At 48.5% G+C, this 20,003-nt stretch carries 17 protein-coding genes; 13 read left to right on the top strand and 4 right to left on the bottom strand.

Going from position 1 to position 20,003, the window contains the following annotated elements:
- Positions 1-5 precede the first annotated feature (5 nt).
- Positions 6-752 (top strand): RIO1 family regulatory kinase/ATPase domain-containing protein, encoded by a 747-nt coding sequence (locus EZV72_RS09735; protein WP_175405087.1) that lies wholly within the window; start codon positions 6-8, stop codon positions 750-752.
- A 72-nt stretch (positions 753-824) separates the two neighbouring features.
- Complete coding sequence (locus tag EZV72_RS09730; RefSeq protein ID WP_137167064.1) at positions 825-1,316, top strand: DUF2919 family protein; 492 nt, start codon at positions 825-827, stop codon at positions 1,314-1,316.
- Between the two features lie 21 nt (positions 1,317-1,337).
- On the opposite strand, the gene EZV72_RS09725 is transcribed toward EZV72_RS09730, so the two are convergent.
- Together EZV72_RS09725 and tcdA are read right to left on the bottom strand one after the other, a co-directional pair.
- Positions 1,338-1,745 carry a hypothetical protein gene (locus EZV72_RS09725; protein WP_137167063.1) on the bottom strand — a complete coding sequence of 136 codons (408 nt, stop codon included), beginning with the start codon at positions 1,743-1,745 and terminating at the stop codon, positions 1,338-1,340.
- A gap of 49 nt (positions 1,746-1,794) precedes the next feature.
- Complete coding sequence (tcdA, locus tag EZV72_RS09720) at positions 1,795-2,568, bottom strand: tRNA cyclic N6-threonylcarbamoyladenosine(37) synthase TcdA (protein ID WP_137167062.1); 774 nt, start codon at positions 2,566-2,568, stop codon at positions 1,795-1,797.
- 200 nt (positions 2,569-2,768) lie between these two features.
- On the opposite strand from tcdA, the gene EZV72_RS09715 reads away from it, so the two are divergent.
- From EZV72_RS09715 to EZV72_RS09705, 3 genes are all read left to right on the top strand, one after another.
- Positions 2,769-3,731 (top strand): glutathione S-transferase family protein, encoded by a 963-nt coding sequence (locus EZV72_RS09715; protein ID WP_137167061.1) that lies wholly within the window; start codon positions 2,769-2,771, stop codon positions 3,729-3,731.
- Positions 3,732-4,301: 570 nt separating this feature from the next.
- A complete protein-coding gene (locus tag EZV72_RS09710) occupies positions 4,302-5,708 on the top strand; it encodes a mannose-1-phosphate guanylyltransferase/mannose-6-phosphate isomerase (RefSeq protein ID WP_137167060.1) in 1,407 nt (468 codons plus the stop codon).
- Between the two features lie 8 nt (positions 5,709-5,716).
- Positions 5,717-7,177 (top strand): phosphohexomutase domain-containing protein, encoded by a 1,461-nt coding sequence (locus tag EZV72_RS09705; protein WP_137167059.1) that lies wholly within the window; start codon positions 5,717-5,719, stop codon positions 7,175-7,177.
- A gap of 48 nt (positions 7,178-7,225) precedes the next feature.
- On the opposite strand, the gene EZV72_RS09700 is transcribed toward EZV72_RS09705, so the two are convergent.
- Together EZV72_RS09700 and EZV72_RS09695 are read right to left on the bottom strand one after the other, a co-directional pair.
- Positions 7,226-7,648 carry a DUF3429 domain-containing protein gene (locus EZV72_RS09700; RefSeq protein ID WP_137167058.1) on the bottom strand — a complete coding sequence of 141 codons (423 nt, stop codon included), beginning with the start codon at positions 7,646-7,648 and terminating at the stop codon, positions 7,226-7,228.
- A gap of 181 nt (positions 7,649-7,829) precedes the next feature.
- Positions 7,830-9,110, bottom strand: coding sequence for a citrate synthase (locus EZV72_RS09695; RefSeq protein ID WP_137167057.1), 1,281 nt, complete (start codon positions 9,108-9,110; stop codon positions 7,830-7,832).
- A 680-nt stretch (positions 9,111-9,790) separates the two neighbouring features.
- On the opposite strand from EZV72_RS09695, the gene sdhC reads away from it, so the two are divergent.
- The 8 genes from sdhC to sucD all read left to right on the top strand — a co-directional run bounded on the left by sdhC (position 9,791) and on the right by sucD (position 19,717).
- Complete coding sequence (gene sdhC / locus EZV72_RS09690) at positions 9,791-10,165, top strand: succinate dehydrogenase, cytochrome b556 subunit (RefSeq protein ID WP_137167056.1); 375 nt, start codon at positions 9,791-9,793, stop codon at positions 10,163-10,165.
- The gene (gene sdhD / locus EZV72_RS09685; RefSeq protein ID WP_137167055.1) at positions 10,159-10,506 is read left to right on the top strand and encodes a succinate dehydrogenase, hydrophobic membrane anchor protein; all 348 of its coding nucleotides are present in this window, start codon (positions 10,159-10,161) and stop codon (positions 10,504-10,506) included. The genes sdhC and sdhD overlap by 7 nt, the downstream gene beginning before the upstream one ends.
- 1 nt (position 10,507) lies before the next feature.
- Complete coding sequence (gene sdhA / locus EZV72_RS09680; protein ID WP_137167054.1) at positions 10,508-12,274, top strand: succinate dehydrogenase flavoprotein subunit; 1,767 nt, start codon at positions 10,508-10,510, stop codon at positions 12,272-12,274.
- Between the two features lie 14 nt (positions 12,275-12,288).
- Positions 12,289-12,999 carry a succinate dehydrogenase iron-sulfur subunit gene (locus EZV72_RS09675; RefSeq protein WP_137167053.1) on the top strand — a complete coding sequence of 237 codons (711 nt, stop codon included), beginning with the start codon at positions 12,289-12,291 and terminating at the stop codon, positions 12,997-12,999.
- Between the two features lie 173 nt (positions 13,000-13,172).
- A complete protein-coding gene (locus EZV72_RS09670; RefSeq protein ID WP_137167052.1) occupies positions 13,173-15,995 on the top strand; it encodes a 2-oxoglutarate dehydrogenase E1 component in 2,823 nt (940 codons plus the stop codon).
- A 9-nt stretch (positions 15,996-16,004) separates the two neighbouring features.
- Complete coding sequence (gene odhB / locus EZV72_RS09665) at positions 16,005-17,525, top strand: 2-oxoglutarate dehydrogenase complex dihydrolipoyllysine-residue succinyltransferase (protein ID WP_137168715.1); 1,521 nt, start codon at positions 16,005-16,007, stop codon at positions 17,523-17,525.
- 153 nt (positions 17,526-17,678) lie between these two features.
- Positions 17,679-18,845 (top strand): ADP-forming succinate--CoA ligase subunit beta, encoded by a 1,167-nt coding sequence (gene sucC / locus EZV72_RS09660; protein WP_137167051.1) that lies wholly within the window; start codon positions 17,679-17,681, stop codon positions 18,843-18,845.
- The gene (gene sucD, locus EZV72_RS09655) at positions 18,845-19,717 is read left to right on the top strand and encodes a succinate--CoA ligase subunit alpha (RefSeq protein WP_137167050.1); all 873 of its coding nucleotides are present in this window, start codon (positions 18,845-18,847) and stop codon (positions 19,715-19,717) included. Before sucC ends, sucD begins: the two co-directional genes overlap by 1 nt.
- Positions 19,718-20,003 lie beyond the last annotated feature (286 nt).

Here is a 20,003-nt window from a genome sequence, read left to right as displayed (position 1 = left end):
TCAGAGTGAATATTGAGCAGGCGGAGCGGGCACTGTCCCGGGCATTGCAAAAGCCGGCTAATGTATCAGGTGTTTGTTTACTACATGCCGGGCGCTGGGCCAATGCGCAGGTCTATAAGGTCTCAACCGGGCAGGGCAGTTATATTATTAAGGATTTCAGCCAGTGCCCGTGGTGGGTCAGAAAAACACTGGCCAGAAGTTTTGTAAAGCGGGAGGTCCGTGCGCTGACACTGCTGTCTTCTTTGTCACTGTTTGATGTGAGTTGTTATGCCTTAAATCCGGTCGCATTTGCCTATCCGTTTGTAAAAGGCGAAACCCTGAAGTCCCTGCGCCATGACGAACGCAAGTTACCGCCGGCATTTTTTACCCGGATGGAGCGTATGATTGCTCAAATGCACCGGGCCGGTTTATCACATCTGGATTTGCGTAACTTTGGCAATGTGGTGTGTACCGAGCAGGGTATGCCACATTTTATTGATTATCAGTCAGCCGTGAGTTTGCGTAAGTTCCCCCGCTGGTTGCAGCGTTTTATGCGCGGGGCTGATCTGACCGGCGCATATAAAGCGTGGCAGCAACTGGGCGCGCAGGCAATGCCAGATACCAAAGCCCGCTTATTTGAGCAGTATAACCATAAGCGCAAATTCTGGGTGTTCAGAGGATATCCGGTGGCCCGGATGCAGGCGCGCCTGCAGGCTCTGGCAGCACAAATCCTGGGGCTGGACATTATTCGAAATCTGCTGGATAAGTTTTAGCGCTTTGTGTTTGACGCGTGTCTGGTTACCATACGTGTTCTTTATTGCTTTTTGTTGTAGCGCCAGATCGATATGCCCTCACTACCGCTTCCTTTGCACTGTTATGATGACAGTGGTGTTATCAAACCGCCTCGCTGGCTCTATCTGTTATTGCTGATGAATGCACTGGACTGGCTGGTACTGATTTTCGCGCTGGCCAGTATGGGGCAAACCTCAGACTTGCTGGCGGTATTTTACCCTGATCAGCATCTGTTGTGGCTAAAGTTGGCAGCCACTATTCCGTTTATACTGACAGCACTTTTGTTAGGAAACCGACAGCGGCTCTGGAAGGCAGGGTACAGGCGCTGGGTTGTGCTGATTTTACCATTGTGTTTCAGCGGCGTTGTGCTGGTAGCTACTATGCTGGTGCAGCAACTGATTCACCTGCACTGGCGGTTTGAACTGATTCTGGCATTACAGATTGCCGGACTGGCTTTGCTGACAACATTTTTGCTACGCAGCCAGCACATCCGATTGCTGATCAAAGACTGGCAGCAGCCTGACATGTCTGATACAACAGCTTAGCGACGGTCCGGCGCACCTTCGCTACTGTTTCTGGTTTTCCAGCGCCAGGTCAAAATATGCGCGAACACTGATGGTAGTATCATTGACCAGACGCTCATAGCAGATCCCGGCAAAAGCATAAGAGCGGTCACCCACATCAAGCACAACAAACGGCGCATCCGGCTCGCTCTGGTCGTAGCGCCACTGCCCACCGGCCAGGGTTTTAAATACTTCGCCAATATAGGCGCCGTAAATATTACACAGAGTAAAGACTGCACTGTCTTGCAGTGCCTTGTCGTTATAGGTCTGAACAACCCGTATCAACACCTCATCAACCAGCGCAATACTGGCCGCGTCAAAACTAAGTGTAATGCCAAACATTTCCTGAGCACTGTGTACCGCATCAGTGGCAGATTCCTGCATTAGCTGGTTAAGCTCTTGCTGGTCCATGGGGGTCTCCCTGCTTTACTGTTATTGTTATACGCGCTGACCGGTTTGTCTAATGACCGGTTAACTTATTAATGATACTGGCGGCGGCCTGCATGCCGAAGGTTGCAGTTACGGTGACCGATGCCCCGAATCCACCGGCGCAGTCAAGTCGCGTACCATTTTCCATTACGGATTTATTAAAGCATACACTACCATCTGGCTGAGGGTAACGCAGTTGCTCAGTAGAAAAGATACATTCTATGCCAAACCGGCGTTTAGGATTTTTGCTAAACCCATAATTACGACGCAGCTCAGACCGTAATTTGGCTGCCAGCGGATCCTGGATGGTTTTGGCTAAATCAGCCCGGGTTATCTGGCCCGGATCAATCTGCCCGCCGGCACCACCTACCGTGACTACCGGTATTTTGCGGCGCTTACAGCAGTAAATAATGGCTGCTTTAGCCCGAATACTGTCGGTGGCTTCGATCACGGCATCAAATTCGTTGGTAAGCAGGGTCTGCACATTATCCGGTGTCGCAAAATCTTCGATACAGGTAACCTCACACTCCGGATTAATCAGCGCGATGCGCTGCGCCATAACATCGACCTTGGGCTGTCCGACAGTCGTGGTCAGTGCATGGATTTGCCGGTTAGTGTTGGTGACGCACACATCATCCAGATCAATCAGGGTGATTCGGCCAACACCAGAACGCGCCAGTGCTTCAGCACTCCACGAGCCGACGCCGCCAATACCAATCACACATATGTGTGATGCATTCAGTTTGACCAGAGCATCGTTACCATACAGACGGGCCGTGCCGCCAAATCGTTGTTTGTCACTCATTTACTGCAATATTCCGCTTACCACTTATCTCTGGGGCGCAAGTTTACCTTAAAATGTAGCGTCACTCAGCCCGTTAATACGAATTTTGTGCACAGCAGCCCGGAGTACCACCATGCATCAAACTGATCATTTCGCTGCCCCTTATGGTAGTAATAGCACTAAATAAAAAAGAATGAATATTGCCTTACAAGGAGAACAAAATGGGATTGTTAGTTGATGGTAAGTGGCAGGACAAATGGTATGACACAAAAAGTAATGGCGGTAAATTTGAGCGACAGGAAGCCACATTCAGGCACGCGATAAGCGCTGATAAAGACAGCCGGTTCCCGGCCGAATCCGGGCGCTATCATTTGTATGTATCACTGGCCTGTCCGTGGGCGCATCGCACGCTGATCATGCGCCACTTAAAAGATCTGGAGTCTCATATCAGTGTGGATGTGGTGTCGCCGGAGATGCTGGATAAAGGCTGGACTTTTGCGGGTTACCCCGGCGCCACGGGTGACTCTTTATATCGCAGTGAGTTTCTGCATGAAATGTATACCCGGGTCGATCCGCATGTCACCACGCGGGTAACTGTACCGCTGCTATGGGATAAAAAGCAGGAAACCATTGTCAGCAATGAGTCGGCTGACATTATTCGTATGTTTAATTCAGCATTCAATGATATTACCGGCAATGATGACGATTATTATCCGTCAGCGCTGGCACCGGAAATCGATCAGATTAATGCGCTGGTTTATCACCATATTAATAATGGCGTATACAAAGCCGGCTTTGCCACCACCCAGGCCGCTTATGAAGAAGCCGTTACTGCGCTGTTCCGGGCACTCGATACCGTGGAGCAGCGCCTGGCTAACCAGCGTTATCTGACCGGCGCCACCCTGACCGAGGCTGATTGGCGCTTATTTACGACACTTATTCGCTTTGATGCGGTGTATTATGGTCACTTTAAATGCAATCTGAAACGTATTGCTGACTATCCGGCGATTTCCGGTTATCTGCGCGAACTCTATCAGTATCAGCAAGTGTCACAAACCGTTAATCTTGATCATATAAAAAGACATTATTACTTTAGCCATACCATGATTAATCCAACTCAGGTTGTGCCGGTTGGCCCGGCTCTTGACCTGAACAGCCCGCATGGCAGGGAAGCGTTATTTTAACCGCCGGCGCCTAAGCGTTATTGCCAGCGGATCAGCAGGATTAAAACCAGTGACACTGTGGCGATGCGTACAGGCAATTAAAACAGCTGGATATCAATCCAAAATGCTAATCTAAAAGTATTAGCACAGAAGTATATTCCGGCCGGGTAAACAGTATGTTTGTATTGCAAGCAAGCAGCTCAGGCGATATCTATCATGTCGTAATACGTTATCTGTAAGGGTGGTCTGGTTTTTGCTGCTAATTGAGTGGTGAAAGTGTGTGGCAAATATGCCTCTTTGCATAATATTGGTTAATGGCATGCTCATATCACGTACCGGTTTACCGCGCATCAAATGCGCTTTACACCGGTTTTGAGCAATATCAGTAATCACTGTTTGTTCGCCGGGCCGGTGAATGAACATGAATCAAATAAATAACACCGGTAAAGCAACAGGTTTGTTACCTGAAATGGTCGGGTTCGGTGAAAATACGTAGTAAAATTTAGTTATCTCATTGATTGAGCACTAGTGCTTAATTACCATGAGAACAGGACTAATTAGGGCTTAAGCCGTAAAATCATAGGAAATAGAATGAAACCAGTAATCTTGGCAGGTGGTACAGGCAGTCGTCTGTGGCCAAAATCCCGGGCAGCGCTTCCAAAGCAATTTCTCGCACTGACATCAGAACAAACGATGCTGCAGGAAACACTGGCCCGGTTAAATGGTGTCAACGCGCAGCAGCCTATTGTTATCTGTAATGAAGCGCATCGCTTCTTAGTTGCCGAGCAGCTACGTCAAAAAGATATTCAGCATGGTGGCATCCTGCTTGAGCCGGTAGGCCGCAATACCGCACCGGCCATCGCGCTGGCTGCACTGCATGCACTGGCCAGTGACGAGGATGAAACCTTACTGGTGCTGGCGGCAGACCACTTAATTAAAGATACCGCGCAATTCCATCAGGCTATTACTAAAGCCGAGAAACTGGCTGACGAAGGGCATCTGGTAACCTTTGGTATTGTGCCGGACTGTGCGCACACCGGTTATGGCTATATCAAAGCCGCTAAAGCACTGGGTGACGGGGTTGCGGTTGAACAGTTTGTTGAAAAGCCCGATCTGGCAACAGCGCAGCAATATGTCGACTCTAAAGAATATTTCTGGAACAGCGGTATGTTTATGTTTAAAGCCAGCCGCTACCTGGAAGAGCTTGAAAAGCATCACCCTGAAATGCTGGCAATCTGCAAAAAAGCGATTGAAAGCGAATCAAAAGATCTGGACTTTATCCGTATTGACGCTGACACGTTTGCGACATGCCCGGATGACTCCATCGATTATGCGGTAATGGAAAAAACCGCACAGGCGGCGATGGTTCCACTGGATGCCGGCTGGTCGGATGTCGGTAGCTGGTCATCCCTGTGGGAAACCTCAGAAAAGGATGAAAATGGTAACGTCGTGGTAGGCGATGCCATCCTGGAAGGGGTGAAAAACAGTTATGTGAACTCGGAAGGTCGTCTGATTTCGGTTATCGGTCTTGATGATGTCGTTGTGGTGGAAACCAAGGACTCCATCATGGTGGCGCATAAAGATAAAGTGCAGGACATCAAAAATGTGGTGAACCGACTGAAGCAGGAAAAACGCCCGGAATTTGAATTCCATCGTGAAGTATTCCGCCCATGGGGCAGCTATGACTCCATTGATGCCGGTGCTCGCTTCCAGGTTAAGCGCATCACCGTGAAGCCGGGTGAGAAACTGTCGGTTCAGATGCACCATCACCGTGCAGAACACTGGATTGTGGTTTCTGGTACTGCCAGTGTGACCATTGGTGAAGACACCCGAATGGTGACGGAAAATGAATCGACCTATATTCCGATTGGTGAAGTTCATGCGCTGGAAAACCCGGGCAAGATTCCACTGGAACTGATTGAAGTACAATCCGGTGCGTATTTGGGCGAAGATGATATTGTTCGTTTTTCTGACCGCTACGGCCGTACTGCTAAATAGGAGCAGGCATGACTAAACAAATTACCTGTTTTAAAGCCTACGATATTCGCGGTGAATTGAACGAACAGCTGGACGAGAACGTCGCTTATCGTATTGGTTATGCATTTTCCAGTGTACTGGCTGCCCGCACGGTTGTTGTGGGTGGGGATGTCAGAATGACATCCGAGCCACTGAAACTGGCACTGGCTGCCGGCCTGATAGACGGCGGCGCCAGTGTGCTGGATATTGGTATGACCGGTACCGAAGAAATTTATTTTGCTACCAAACATCTCAAAGTAGATGGTGGTATTGAGGTAACAGCCAGTCACAACCCGATTAACTACAACGGGATGAAACTGGTAAAAGCCGATGCCATTCCGATCAGTGGTGATACCGGCCTTAATGCCATTAAAGATGCGGCAGAAGCACTGGATGACGAACAGGTTGTTGCGCGTCTGGCGCATTACACTGGCGGCAAAACCATTGATGCCGATGCGTTTTATCACGGCACGGCGCATATTCAGTTGTCTGTTTTGCAGGCATCGGGTCAGTATGAGACTACCGATTGTACGGCAGCGTATGTGGAACATATCCTGGGCTATGTGGACCCGGCCAACTTCAAACCTATGAAGCTGGTGGCTAATGCGGGTAATGGTGCAGCCGGTAAAGCGATTGACGCCATTGAAGCGGCCTTTAAAGAGCGCAGTATTCCTATTGAGTTTGTGAAAGTACATCACCAGCCTGATGCCACTTTCCCCAATGGAATCCCTAACCCACTGTTGCCGGAGAACCGCGCAGACACCGCTCAGGCGGTTAAAGACAGTGGAGCCGATTTTGGCATTGCATGGGACGGCGACTTTGACCGCTGCTTCCTGTTCGACGCCAAAGGCCAGTTTATCGAAGGCTATTACATTGTTGGTCTGCTGGCCCAGGCATTCCTTGACAAAGATCCGTCATCGAAAATCATTTACGATCCGCGTCTGTACTGGAACACCGAAGATATTGTGAACACCGCAGGTGGCACACCGGTGAAATGCAAGACCGGTCATGCGTTTATCAAAGAGCGCATGCGTAAAGAAGATGCCGTTTATGGTGGCGAGATGAGTGCGCACCATTATTTCCGTGATTTTGCTTATTGCGATACCGGCATGATCCCATGGCTGCTGGTGGCAGAGCTATTATGTACCAAAGAACAGTCGCTGGAATCTCTGGTTGAACAACGTATCCGTGCGTATCCGTCTTCAGGTGAGATTAACAGTAAACTGAAAGATGCTGATGCAGCGCTGGAACGGGTACTGAATCACTATAAACCGTCAGCAACAGCGATCGACGAAACTGACGGTATCGGTCTGGAATTTGGTAACTGGCGCTTTAACCTGCGTAAATCAAATACCGAGCCGGTGATTCGTCTTAATGTAGAGTCAAAAGGCGATATTCCTTTAATGGAAGAAAAAACCGCCGAATTGCTCGCCATGATTCGGGCCGAGTAATCACCGAATACTTAAATAAAATAAGCCAGCAATTGCTGGCTTATTTTTTTAGCGCATCAAAAAAATCATGGCTGCGTGGCATAGCACCACCACGGTAGTAAGCCCGGTTCGTACTGCGGCGTAACTCATGATCATATCTTTAGGCAAAGCCAGCGTGAATTTGTCATAAAACAGCACCGCCAGATAGGCTATTGACAATACGCCAAGCGCCCGGACATCGGCGCCCCATACCAGACATAACCAGCCAATAATCGTAGGTAGCATAGCTACATATAACTGGTGATTAGTGCGCTTGTTAGAAACGGCATCGTACCAATGTACACCGCCAAAAAAGGACAGCAGTACCGCTGAGTACTGGGTAAAATAATGTAATGCCTGAAACTCTCCAAGCCCTCCGCTTAGCATCAGCAATGGCATGGCAATAAACGGAATCAGACCGGCAATACCAAGAAATACGGCTGGGTAGGGCATGAATTCTCCTTTAATCTGTTAGGTAAATAGTCAATCAGGGCTAGCTGGTTTCTTGGTAGCAACCCACCACTTGTATACCGCCAGGCCTCTGAATTTGTTTAACGCTGTCAGAAACAAAAATAGCGCCCGGAGGCGCTATTTTATGGTCGCGTTACCACACCAGGTGGCCGCGAAATCAATCTTATTTTTTGATCGGTGTATATTTACGCTGGTTGTAGCCGGTATAAAGCTGACGAGGACGACCGATCTTTTGTTTAGGATCGCTCATCATTTCATGCCAGTGTGAAATCCAGCCAACAGTACGAGACAGGGCAAAGATACAGGTAAACATATTTGTTGGGATACCAATCGCTTTTAAGATGATACCTGAGTAGAAATCGACGTTCGGGAACAGTTTCTTCTCAGCAAAGTACGTATCGTTCAAAGCAATTTTTTCCAGTTCCATGGCAACATCAAGCAGCGGGTCCTGAACATTCAGTTCCTGCAGTACTTCATGGCAGCTTTCACGCATTACGGTAGCGCGTGGGTCATGGTTTTTATAAACGCGGTGGCCAAAGCCCATCAGACGAAACGGGTCGTTTTTGTCTTTCGCACGTTCAATAAATTCTGGAATCCGGTCAACACTGCCGATTTCTTCAAGCATGGTCAGACAGGCTTCGTTTGCGCCACCGTGAGCAGGGCCCCACAGAGAAGCAACACCCGCTGCAATACACGCATAAGGGTTAGCACCTGATGAACCGGCTAAACGGACTGTTGAGGTAGACGCATTTTGCTCATGGTCTGCATGCAGCGTGAAGATGCGGTCCATAGCACGCTCAACCGCCGGGCTGATTTGGTAATCTTCGGCCGGCACAGAGAACATCATGTTCAGGAAGTTAGCGGCATAGCTTAAGTCGTTACGAGGGTATACAAACGGCTGACCAATGTTGTACTTGTAGCACATGGCTACCAACGTTGGCATTTTTGCAATCAGACGGTGAGCACTGCGCATACGCTCGTCAGGGTTAGCCACGTCCAGGTCGCTGTGGTAGAACGATGACATTGCACCTACCGTGCCGCATAACATTGCCATTGGGTGGGCGTCGTTACGGAAGCCATGGAAGAACATGTTAATTTGTTCGTGGACCATGGTGTGACGGGTAATAGTTGCACGAAACTCTTCGTATTGTTCTTTGTCAGGCGCTTCACCATTTAGCAGCATGTAACATACTTCTAAATAGTCTGCGTCACGGGCCAGTTCCTCAATAGGATAACCACGATGTAATAGTACGCCTTTGGCGCCATCGATGTATGTTATCTCTGACTCGCAAGATCCTGTCGCCAAAAAGCCAGGGTCATAGGTGAAATAACCGTGGGCTCCCAGTGAACGTACATCAATTACGTCTTGTCCTTCAGTACCGGACAGAATAGGAAGTTCGATTTCCTTGTCGCCCGCTTTAAGAATGGCTTTTTGATCTGCCATAAAATGCTCTCCTCAGAATGGTTCTGCTTTGTAGCAAAATCGTCAAAAATTGGCCGGTTTGCTTGGAAAAGTGGCGTATTTGTACTTTATTATGCACTAAGAAGTCAATTTAAATGCAAATTCGTACAATAAATATTCTAGATATAATTATTTTATGAATTGCCTCTTCTGCCAACCGGCAATTAAAAAATCTTCACTTATTCTGTTACCCCTTGCCGTCGATACCGGCGCAGCCAACTGTTGCCATAGTTTATTTTGACAAAACAGTAAGTTCCAATTGTTTGTTTAGATTGATACGGCAATTGGTGCGGTCAGCTGTTTGTTATTACAGACAGTGTCCGGTAGTTATCACGGGCGGGTACTGATAATATAAAGATGTTTTAGACAACGCTAAGGTTAACAGGTTAGATCAGCTTTACAACCAGAAGTTAACTGAAAATAGGGTTTCTAAGACTATAGTTTAAGAGTATTACAAAAAATTGTAATTATACAGTGCGGTAGATATACTCAGCCGTGCTTGATTTCTGGTAATATCTAAACATAAACCAAGCAATATAAATTCACAAATTGTTAACAATTCATGGATGAAAGATTTAACAGTAAATAAACGGAATTGCTCAGTCAGGACATAAGAAAAACGAGTAATTCATTGTCCCTACGGATATAAACAGGCATACATTGTGAAAAAGCAAAGACCAGTAAATTTAGACCTCAATACAATTAAATTTCCTCCTTCTGCTATTTCGTCAATTCTTCACCGTATTACGGGCGTGGCGATGTTCTTCGCGCTGCTTATTGTTATTTGGGCCTGGGCCGTCTCTGTGTCTTCGCCTGAAGGCTTTGAGCAGGTGCAGTCACTGATGGCCGGCGTTTTCGGTAAAGTAATTGCGATTGGTACCTTGTCAGCATTGACCTATCACATTCTGGGTGGCGTACGTCACGTCATTATGGACATGGGACACTGGGAAGAACTTGAGTCGGGCAACCTGAGCGCAAAAGCAATCATTGCGCTGTGGATTGTACTGACCGTCGTATTGGGAGTAGTACTATGGTAACGAATCAGGCCAGCATCAAACGTAACGGAATTCAGGATTACGTCTCACTGCGCGCAACTGCAGCCGTTATTTTTGCATTCACGCTTTATATGGCGTGGTTTTTCATCTCCACTGACGAGATCACCTTTGTTGCATGGCACGGGTTATTCTCTGGCCTGGTGATGAAAGTATTCACCATGGCTACCCTAGTCTCTATTATGATTCACGTACGCATCGGCCTGTGGCAGGTATTAACCGATTATGTGAAAGCGTCGTCTGTACGTATGATCGTACAGTGGGTGCTGAACCTGATTGCGTTCGCGTACGTGCTGGTTGGTCTGTTTGTTCTGTGGGGTGTGTAATATGAGTTTACCGGTACATGAATTTGACGCCATCGTAATTGGCGCCGGTGGTGCAGGTATGCGTGCTGCACTGCAAATTTCGCAGTCGGGCAAGTCCTGTGCACTGCTATCGAAGGTATTTCCTACCCGTTCGCACACAGTATCCGCACAAGGCGGTATTACTGTTGCACTGGGCAATTCCCATGAAGATAACTGGGAATGGCATATGTACGATACGGTAAAAGGGTCTGATTACATTGGTGATCAGGACGCTATTGAGTACATGTGTAATACTGGTCCGAAAGCCATTCTTGAAATGGAAAACATGGGCCTGCCTTTCTCCCGTTTTGAAAATGGTAAAGTTTATCAGCGTCCGTTTGGCGGTCAGTCCAAGAACTTTGGCGGCGAGCAGGCAGCGCGTACGGCGGCCGCTGCCGACCGTACTGGTCACGCCCTGCTGCACCTGCTTTATCAGCAAAATGTGAAAAACAAAACCAAAGTATTCAGTGAATGGTACGCACTAGATCTGGTGAAAAACCAGGACGGTGACGTGGTTGGCTGTACTGCCATTGATATTGAAACCGGTGAAGTGGTTTACTTCAAAGCCCGTGCGGTTGTATTGGCAACCGGTGGTGCTGGCCGTATCTTTGCCTCTACCACTAACGCACACATCAACACCGGTGACGGCGTTGGTATGGCACTGCGTGCAGGCGTTTCTGTACAGGATATGGAAATGTGGCAGTTCCACCCAACCGGTATCGCCGGTGCCGGTACCCTGGTAACAGAAGGGTGTCGTGGTGAAGGTGGTTACCTGCTGAATAAAGACGGTGAACGTTTTATGGAGCGTTATGCGCCTAACGCCAAAGACCTTGCTGGTCGTGACGTTGTTGCCCGCTCGATGATGACTGAGATTCGCGAAGGTCGTGGTTGTGAAGGCCCATGGGGTACACACCTTAAACTGAAGCTGGATCACCTGGGTAAAGACGTCCTTGAGTCACGTTTGCCAGGCATTCTGGAACTGTCACGTACTTTTGCTCACGTTGATCCGGTAAAAGAACCCATTCCGGTTATTCCAACCTGTCACTATATGATGGGTGGTATTCCGACTAATGTTCACGGCCAGGCTCTGCGGGTTGATGAAAATGGTCAGGACCAGGTGGTTAACGGTCTGTTTGCCTGTGGTGAAATTGCGTGTGTATCTGTACACGGTGCCAACCGATTGGGCGGTAATTCGCTACTTGATCTGGTGGTATTCGGTCGTGCGACCGGCCTGCACCTGGGTGAAAAATTAAACGAACTGGCTCCGACCCGAGACGCCAGCGAGTCTGACCTTGAAGCGGCAATGTCACGCTTTAACCGTTGGGAAAATTCTGAGAAGGGCGAAGATCCGGTTCAGATTAAGAAAGACATGCAGAAATGTATGCAGCTTAACTTCTCGGTATTCCGTGAAGGTGACGCCATGGCCGATGGCCTGAAAGAGTTACGTGAAATTCGTGAGCGTCTGCAACATGCACGTCTGGATGATAAGAGTAAAGATTTCAACACCCAGCGTATTGAGTGTCTGGAATTAGATAACCTGATGGAAACCGCGTACAGCACAGCAGTGGCTGCCAACTTCCGTACTGAAAGCCGTGGCGCACACAGTCGTTTCGATTATCCTGACCGGGATGATGCAAACTGGCTATGTCACAGCATCTACCGTCCGGAAGATGAACAGATGTTGAAACGTGAAGTCAATATGTCGCCTAAGATGCGGGAAGCGTTCCCACCTAAAGCGCGTTCATATTAAGAGGGGTGACCAGTATGGATTTAAATATCTCAATTTATCGTTACAACCCTGAGGTTGATAACAAACCGCGGATGCAGGATTACAAACTGACTGTAGACGATGATGTGGATCTGATGGTGTTAGACGTACTGCTTAAGCTAAAAGAGCAGGACCCGACATTATCGTTCCGTCGCTCATGCCGTGAAGGTGTGTGTGGTTCAGACGGTGTTAACATGAACGGCAAAAACGGCCTGGCATGTATTACGCCAATCTCTGCGCTGGGTAAGGGAAAGATTGTGGTACGTCCACTACCGGGTCTGCCTGTGGTACGTGACCTTGTGGTTGACATGACACAGTTCTACACTCAGTATGAGAAAATTAAACCGTTTCTTATTAACGACAGCAAACAGCCACCGGCACGGGAGCATTTGCAGTCACCGGAAGAACGCGCCAAGCTGGATGGACTGTACGAATGTATTCTTTGTGCATGCTGTTCAACATCTTGCCCGTCATTCTGGTGGAACCCGGACAAATTTATTGGTCCGGCCGGATTGTTGCATGCATATCGTTTTCTGATCGACAGCCGTGATACGGCGACTGATGAACGCCTGAACGACCTTGATGACGCTTTCAGCGTATTCCGCTGTCATGGCATCATGAACTGCGTCAGTGTTTGTCCTAAAGGTCTAAACCCTACAAAAGCCATCGGTCAGATTAAATCGATGCTGCTTCAACGGGCTGTTTAGTTACTTTTTCTGTAAAAGATATTTTACGGAATGTAATGCTCTAAATGGCCATCCCTAAGCGGATGGCTATTTTTTTTGTATACGTGGCCTAAATGGTTGGTTCTGTTGTAAATAACAGTCATAATAGCGCCTCGTGTTATTTCAGTTTTTACAAAACGTAGCAAGGCACAAAAATGCAAGAAAGCGTGATGAAAGCATGGTGGGATTCATCGCATATGGCTGGCGCTAACGCCTCCTATGTCGAAGAGTTGTACGAAATGTACCTCGAAGATCCGCACAGTGTTTCAGATTCCTGGAAACAGGTCTTCGATAGCCTTCCAAAAGTCGAAGGCGCAGAATTAGAAAATAATCATACTACCATTCGTGACCAGTTCCGAAAGCTGGCTTCACTAGGTCCGGCCGCACGAATGTCCTCCCCGTCAGCAGGTGATAATGCCACCGCTTCCGACGGCCGTCAGGTTAAGGTTTTGCAACTTATTAATGCATTCCGTTTCCGCGGTCATCAGCACGCTAACCTTGACCCACTGGGTTTGTGGCAACAAGCACGTGTTCGCGATCTGGAATTATCCCACCACAGCCTGTCTGAAGAAGACTTCGATACGGTATTCAACACCGGTTCTTATGCCTACGGTGGCGACTCTATGTCGCTGGGCGAACTGTTTAAGTCGTTGAATCGCACCTACTGTGGCTCTATCGGTGCAGAGTACATGCACATTACCGATACTGAGCAAAAGCGGTGGTTACAGCAGAAAATTGAATCGGTTCAGGCCAAGCCTGAAATCGCTAAAGAACAAAAATTAAGCATTCTGAAAGGGCTGGTTGCAGCAGACGGTATGGAAAAATACCTGAGCTCAAAATTCCCTGGTGCTAAGCGCTTTTCTCTTGAAGGCGGTGATGCATTAATCCCAATGCTTAAAGGCTTAATTACCGAAGCCGGTACAGCGGGCACTAAAGAAGTGGTTGTGGGCATGGCTCACCGTGGCCGTCTGAACGTACTGGTTAACGTATTAGGTAAAAACCCGTCTGTGCTGTTTGACGAGTTTGCCGGTAAACATGACGACAGTCTGGGTTCTGGTGATGTGAAATACCATGCTGGTTATTCATCAGATTTTGCTACGCCGGGCGGTAATGTTCACCTGGCGCTGGCGTTCAACCCGTCTCACCTTGAGATTGTTAATCCGGTGGTAATGGGTTCAGTCCGTGCTCGTCTGGTCCGTCGTAATAATGATTCCAGTAAAGTTCTGCCTATCACCATTCACGGTGACTCTGCCATTGCCGGGCAGGGGGTTGTGCAGGAAACCTTCAATATGTCACAAACCCGTGGTTTTGCGGTGGGTGGTACAGTACGTATCGTCATCAACAACCAGGTGGGTTTCACCACGTCAAAAATTGAAGATACCCGTTCTACTCAATATTGCACTGACATTGCCAAAATGGTTCAGGCGCCGATCTTCCACGTTAACGCGGATGATCCTGAAGCTGTACTGTTTGTTACCAAGCTGGCGCTGGAATACCGCAATAAGTTTAAGAAAGACGTGGTTATTGACCTGGTGTGCTATCGCCGCCACGGTCACAACGAAGCCGATGAGCCAAACGCGACTCAGCCTCTGATGTACCAGAAAGTGAAAAAGCATCCTGTGCCGCGCGCATTGTATGCGGACCAGCTGGTTGCCGAAGGCGCTATTGAACAACGTGATGCCGACAAGATGCTGGAAGATTATCGGGCTGCGCTTGACCACGGAGCCTGTGTGGTTGACGAATGGCGTCCGATGACAGAACACTCCGTCGACTGGTCACCTTATCTGGGCCATGACTGGGATACGTCTTACGACGGTTCGCTGTCGGTTGATAAGCTTAAAGCACTGGGCGAGCGTCTGGTCGATTATCCGGAAGAATTTAAACTGCATTCACGGGTAAATAAGCTGTATCAGGATCGTAAAGCCATGATTGCCGGCGACAAACTGCTGGACTGGGGTATGGCAGAAAACCTGGCGTATGCCAGCTTGGTTGATGGAGGTACTGATATTCGTATCACCGGTCAGGATTCTGGTCGTGGTACCTTCTTCCACCGTCATGCCGTACTGCATAATCAGACAGATGCGTCTACTCACATGCCACTGCAGCATATTCGTGAAGGCCAGGGCGATATTGAAATTTACGACTCTGTGTTGTCAGAAGAAGCCGTGATGGCATTTGAATATGGTTTTGCGACAGCAGAGCCAGATTGTCTGACTGTGTGGGAAGCCCAGTTCGGTGACTTTGCCAATGGCGCACAGGTGGTGTTTGACCAGTTCCTGAGTTCAGGCGAAGCCAAATGGGGTCGTTTGTGCGGCCTGACAGTGCTGCTGCCACATGGCTATGAAGGTCAGGGTCCGGAGCATAGCTCGGCGCGTCTTGAGCGCTTCCTGCAAATGTGTGCAGATCACAACTGGCAGGTGTGTGTACCGTCTACGCCGGCTCAGGTGTTCAACATGCTTCGTCGTCAGATTGTACGCCCTATGCGTAAACCACTGATTGTGATGTCACCTAAATCTCTGCTACGTCATGCCCAGGCGACCTCGTCACTGGAAGAACTGGCAAGCGGTGTTTTCCACAATGTTATCGATGAAATCGATGATATTGATCCGGCTGGCGTCGAGCGTGTGGTGATGTGTTCAGGTAAGGTTTACTACGATCTGCTTGACCAGCGCCGCAAAAATGAGCAAACAGATGTGGCAATTGTACGTTTAGAGCAGCTTTATCCTTTCCCTTCAGAAGAATGTGCTAAAGTTGTCGCCCAGTACAGCCATGTTAAAGATTGGGTTTGGTGTCAGGAAGAGCCGCAGAACCAGGGCGCATGGTATAACAGCCAGCACCATTTCTGGGCTGCCATTCCTCAGGGCGCTAAACTAACGTATGCAGGCCGTGAAGCATCGGCTTCACCTGCCGTAGGTTATGTATCAGTCCACAACCAGCAACAAAAAGCCCTGGTTGAAGACGCACTCACGATTAAATAAGGAACAATGATGACAATTGAGATTAAAGTTCCGGTCCTACCTGAGTCAGTTGCCGATGCCACGATTGCAACCTGGCACGTGAAGACCGGCGACAAGGTAACCCGTGACCAGAACCTGGTTGATATTGAAACTGATAAAGTGGTGTTAGAGGTTGTTGCGCCGGCTGATGGTGTAATGGGTGAAATCACTGACGAAGAAGGTGCCACCGTACTGGGCGAACAAGTCATCGCAAAGCTGGAAGAAGGCGGTAAAGCCGCTGCCGGCGACAAGAAAGACGCTCCGGCGGCAGAAGCCAAGCCTGAAAAATCTGACTCTGAAGATTCCAAGCCTGCGGCTAGCGGCAAAACCAGTGATGTGAAAGTACCGGTGCTGCCTGAATCTGTGGCTGATGCGACCATCGCTACCTGGCATGTGTCGGTAGGCGAGCAGGTAAGCCGCGACCAGAATCTGGTTGATATTGAAACAGACAAAGTAGTACTTGAAGTGGTTGCTCCGGCTGATGGTTCGCTGGCCGAAATTCTGGCTGAAGAAGGCGCTACTGTGACGGCTGAAGAAGTCATTGCCAAGTTTGTTGAAGGTGCAGCGTCTGGCGCGGCACCACAGCAGGATACAGCAGAAGAGTCCGACAGCGAAGACAGCGATGCGCTGAGCCCGTCAGTGCGTCGTTTGCTGGCTGAAAAAGGCGTGGATGCTGCTAAAGTGAAGGGCACAGGTAAAAATGGCCGAATCACTAAAGAAGATGTTGAGCAGTACCTGAAGTCTGGCAGCGACAGCAGCAAAGCTGCTGCACCTGCTGCAACGACACAGGCAGAAGATCTGCCGGCGGGTAACCGTACTGAGAAGCGGGTACCGATGACGCGTTTGCGTAAAACTATCGCCAACCGTCTGCTGGAAGCTAAAAACTCAACGGCCATGCTGACTACGTTCAACGAAGTAAACATGAAGCCTATTATGGATCTGCGCAAGCAGTATCAGGACAGCTTTGAAAAGCGTCACGGTATTCGTCTGGGCTTTATGTCTTTCTACGTGAAAGCTGTAACAGAAGCACTGAAGCGCTTCCCTGAGGTGAATGCGTCACTGGACGGCGATGATATTTGTTATCATAACTACTTTGACATCTCTATCGCGGTATCTACGCCTCGCGGCCTGGTAACGCCAGTACTGAAAGACACTGACAGCCTGGGCATGGCTGGGGTAGAAAAAGGCATCAAAGAGTTAGCTATTAAAGGCCGTGACGGTAAGCTGACGCTGGCAGAGCTGCAGGGTGGTAACTTCACTATCACTAATGGTGGTGTGTTCGGTTCTCTGCTTTCTACGCCAATCATTAACCCGCCGCAAAGCGCTATCCTGGGTATGCATAAGATTCAGGAACGCCCAATGGCGGTTAATGGCAAGGTAGAAATCCTGCCAATGATGTACCTGGCCTTGTCATACGACCACCGTATTATTGACGGAAAAGAGTCAGTTGGCTTCCTGGTAACAGTGAAAGAGATGCTGGAAGATCCTACGCGTCTGCTACTGGACGTTTAAGACTTTTGTCTCAAAGAATTGTGTGCAGATGCTGCCTGAAGGTATCCTTGGGTAGCATTTGACACAACGGCGGCAGGCCCGAGGGCTTGTCGGTCAAGTTAATCAAGTCGCTGCAAGCGGCTTTTGTCTTACTAAAAATCGGAAAGAAACACCATGAATTTGCATGAATACCAAGGTAAGCAGCTATTCAAAGAATACGGCTTGCCTGTTTCTGAAGGATACGCATCAGACACGCCAGAAGGTGCTGTTGAAGCGGCAGACCGCGTTGGCGGTGAAGAATGGGTTGTAAAATGTCAGGTCCACGCAGGTGGTCGCGGTAAAGCGGGCGGCGTTAAGCTGTTCAAAAACAAAGACGACATCCGCGCGTTTGCTGAAAACTGGCTAGGCAAAAACTTGGTGACCTTCCAGACTGACGAAAATGGTCAGCCTGTGAGCAAAATCCTGGTTGAATCTTGCACAGATATCGCTAATGAACTGTACCTGGGTGCAGTCGTTGACCGTGGTACACGTCGCGTTGTATTCATGGCTTCAACAGAAGGCGGTGTTGAAATCGAAACTGTTGCAGAAGAAACGCCGGAAAAAATCCTGAAAGCTGAAATCGACCCAATTGTTGGTCCTCAGCCTTATCAGGCGCGCGAAATGGCGTTTAAACTGGGCCTTGAAGGCGACCAAATTAAGCAATTTGTTAAGATCTTTATGGGTCTGGCGAAAATGTTTGAAGAGCTGGACGTCGCCCTGATTGAGATTAACCCTCTGGTAATTAAAACTGATGGCAACCTGCACTGTCTGGATGCCAAAGTTGGTATCGATGGTAATGCTCTGTACCGTCAGCCTAAAGTAAAAGCGATGCACGATCCTTCACAGGAAGATTCTCGTGAAGCGCACGCCGCTCAGTTTGAACTGAACTACGTAGCGCTGGACGGCAACGTTGGCTGTATGGTTAACGGTGCAGGCCTGGCAATGGGTACGATGGATATCGTAAACCTGCACGGCGGCAAGCCAGCTAACTTCCTGGATGTTGGTGGCGGCGCGACCAAAGAGCGTGTAGCAGAAGCATTCAAAATTATCCTGTCTGACAGCAATGTAAAAGCTGTTTTGGTTAATATCTTCGGCGGTATCGTTCGTTGTGACATGATTGCAGAAGGTATCATTGGCGCGGTTAAAGAAGTTGGCGTAAATGTTCCTGTTGTTGTTCGTCTTGAAGGAACTAACGCTGAACTGGGCCGTGAAGTTCTGGCTAATTCAGGTCTGGATATCATTGCTGCAGAATCGCTGACTGATGCAGCGCAGAAAGTTGTTGCATCTGCGGAGGGCAAATAATGTCTGTATTAATCAATAAAGACACAAAAGTAATCTGCCAGGGTTTTACTGGTGGTCAGGGTACATTCCACTCTGAGCAAGCGATTGCATACGGTACGCAAATGGTTGGCGGTGTAACACCTGGAAAAGGTGGTACAGAGCACCTGGGTCTGCCTGTATTTAACACAGTTCGCGAAGCGGTTGAGCAAACTGGCGCCACAGCGTCGGTTATTTATGTTCCTGCTCCTTTCTGTAAAGATTCAATCGTTGAAGCTGCCGATGCTGGTATCGAACTGATTGTTTGTATTACTGAAGGTATTCCTACACTGGATATGCTTTACGTGAAAGAATACGTAGAAGCCAAAGGTGTACGCCTGATTGGTCCAAACTGTCCGGGTGTTATTACACCAGGAGAGTCTAAAATTGGTATCATGCCTGGTCACATCCACAAGCCTGGTAAAGTAGGCATTGTTTCTCGCTCTGGTACACTAACGTACGAAGCGGTTAAGCAAACCACTGACGAAGGCTTTGGTCAGTCTACCTGTGTTGGTATTGGTGGTGACCCGATCCCTGGCTCAAACTTCATCGATATCCTGACAATGTTCCAGGAAGATCCGCAAACTGAAGCGATTGTGATGATCGGTGAAATCGGCGGTACCGCAGAAGAAGAAGCGGCTGCATTTATCAAAGCAAATGTAACCAAGCCGGTTGTTTCTTACATTGCTGGTGTTACTGCACCTCCGGGCAAGCGTATGGGCCACGCCGGTGCGATCATTGCTGGCGGTAAAGGTACTGCTGACGAAAAATTTGCTGCGCTTGAAGACGCGGGTGTTAAGACAGTACGTTCACTGGCTGATATCGGTAAAGCACTGCGCGAAGCAACTGGCTGGTAAGTCATGCTGCTATAGCAATAATGTATTAAAGCCCGCTGATAGCGGGCTTTTTTTTAGGTAAATTTTATCTCCGTCGAAACTAACATTTTTCAAACATACGGCTTTTCAGCGTCTCCTTCCTTTTACATCCTGTTCAAAATTTATTAGTCGCCGGCTCAAGCTATCTTAAAATAAGCCTGTAATTCGAGCATATTCAGTTATTTACAATAATAAATAATGTGTGTTTGACCCTTATTTTTGTGTTCTCCTGTTAACTAAATGTATAAATAAATTTATGAATACGTAT

It is taken from the genome of Salinimonas lutimaris (assembly GCF_005222225.1).
GTDB classification, from domain to species: domain Bacteria; phylum Pseudomonadota; class Gammaproteobacteria; order Enterobacterales; family Alteromonadaceae; genus Alteromonas; species Alteromonas lutimaris.
The sequence above is the reverse complement of the archived record's forward strand: the minus strand, read 5'-3'. Positions and strand labels throughout refer to the sequence as shown.

Coding starts and splice junctions, on each gene's coding strand:
- EZV72_RS09715 (WP_137167061.1), top strand. CDS start 2,769: ATGGGATTGTTAGTTGATGGTAAGTGGCAGGACAAATGGTATGACACA.
- sucD (WP_137167050.1), top strand. CDS start 18,845: ATGTCTGTATTAATCAATAAAGACACAAAAGTAATCTGCCAGGGTTTT.
- EZV72_RS09730 (WP_137167064.1), top strand. CDS start 825: ATGCCCTCACTACCGCTTCCTTTGCACTGTTATGATGACAGTGGTGTT.
- EZV72_RS09710 (WP_137167060.1), top strand. CDS start 4,302: ATGAAACCAGTAATCTTGGCAGGTGGTACAGGCAGTCGTCTGTGGCCA.
- EZV72_RS09695 (WP_137167057.1), bottom strand. CDS start 9,110: ATGGCAGATCAAAAAGCCATTCTTAAAGCGGGCGACAAGGAAATCGAA.
- tcdA (WP_137167062.1), bottom strand. CDS start 2,568: ATGAGTGACAAACAACGATTTGGCGGCACGGCCCGTCTGTATGGTAAC.
- EZV72_RS09675 (WP_137167053.1), top strand. CDS start 12,289: ATGGATTTAAATATCTCAATTTATCGTTACAACCCTGAGGTTGATAAC.
- EZV72_RS09700 (WP_137167058.1), bottom strand. CDS start 7,648: ATGCCCTACCCAGCCGTATTTCTTGGTATTGCCGGTCTGATTCCGTTT.
- odhB (WP_137168715.1), top strand. CDS start 16,005: ATGACAATTGAGATTAAAGTTCCGGTCCTACCTGAGTCAGTTGCCGAT.
- sdhA (WP_137167054.1), top strand. CDS start 10,508: ATGAGTTTACCGGTACATGAATTTGACGCCATCGTAATTGGCGCCGGT.
- sdhD (WP_137167055.1), top strand. CDS start 10,159: ATGGTAACGAATCAGGCCAGCATCAAACGTAACGGAATTCAGGATTAC.
- sucC (WP_137167051.1), top strand. CDS start 17,679: ATGAATTTGCATGAATACCAAGGTAAGCAGCTATTCAAAGAATACGGC.
- EZV72_RS09670 (WP_137167052.1), top strand. CDS start 13,173: ATGCAAGAAAGCGTGATGAAAGCATGGTGGGATTCATCGCATATGGCT.
- EZV72_RS09705 (WP_137167059.1), top strand. CDS start 5,717: ATGACTAAACAAATTACCTGTTTTAAAGCCTACGATATTCGCGGTGAA.
- EZV72_RS09725 (WP_137167063.1), bottom strand. CDS start 1,745: ATGGACCAGCAAGAGCTTAACCAGCTAATGCAGGAATCTGCCACTGAT.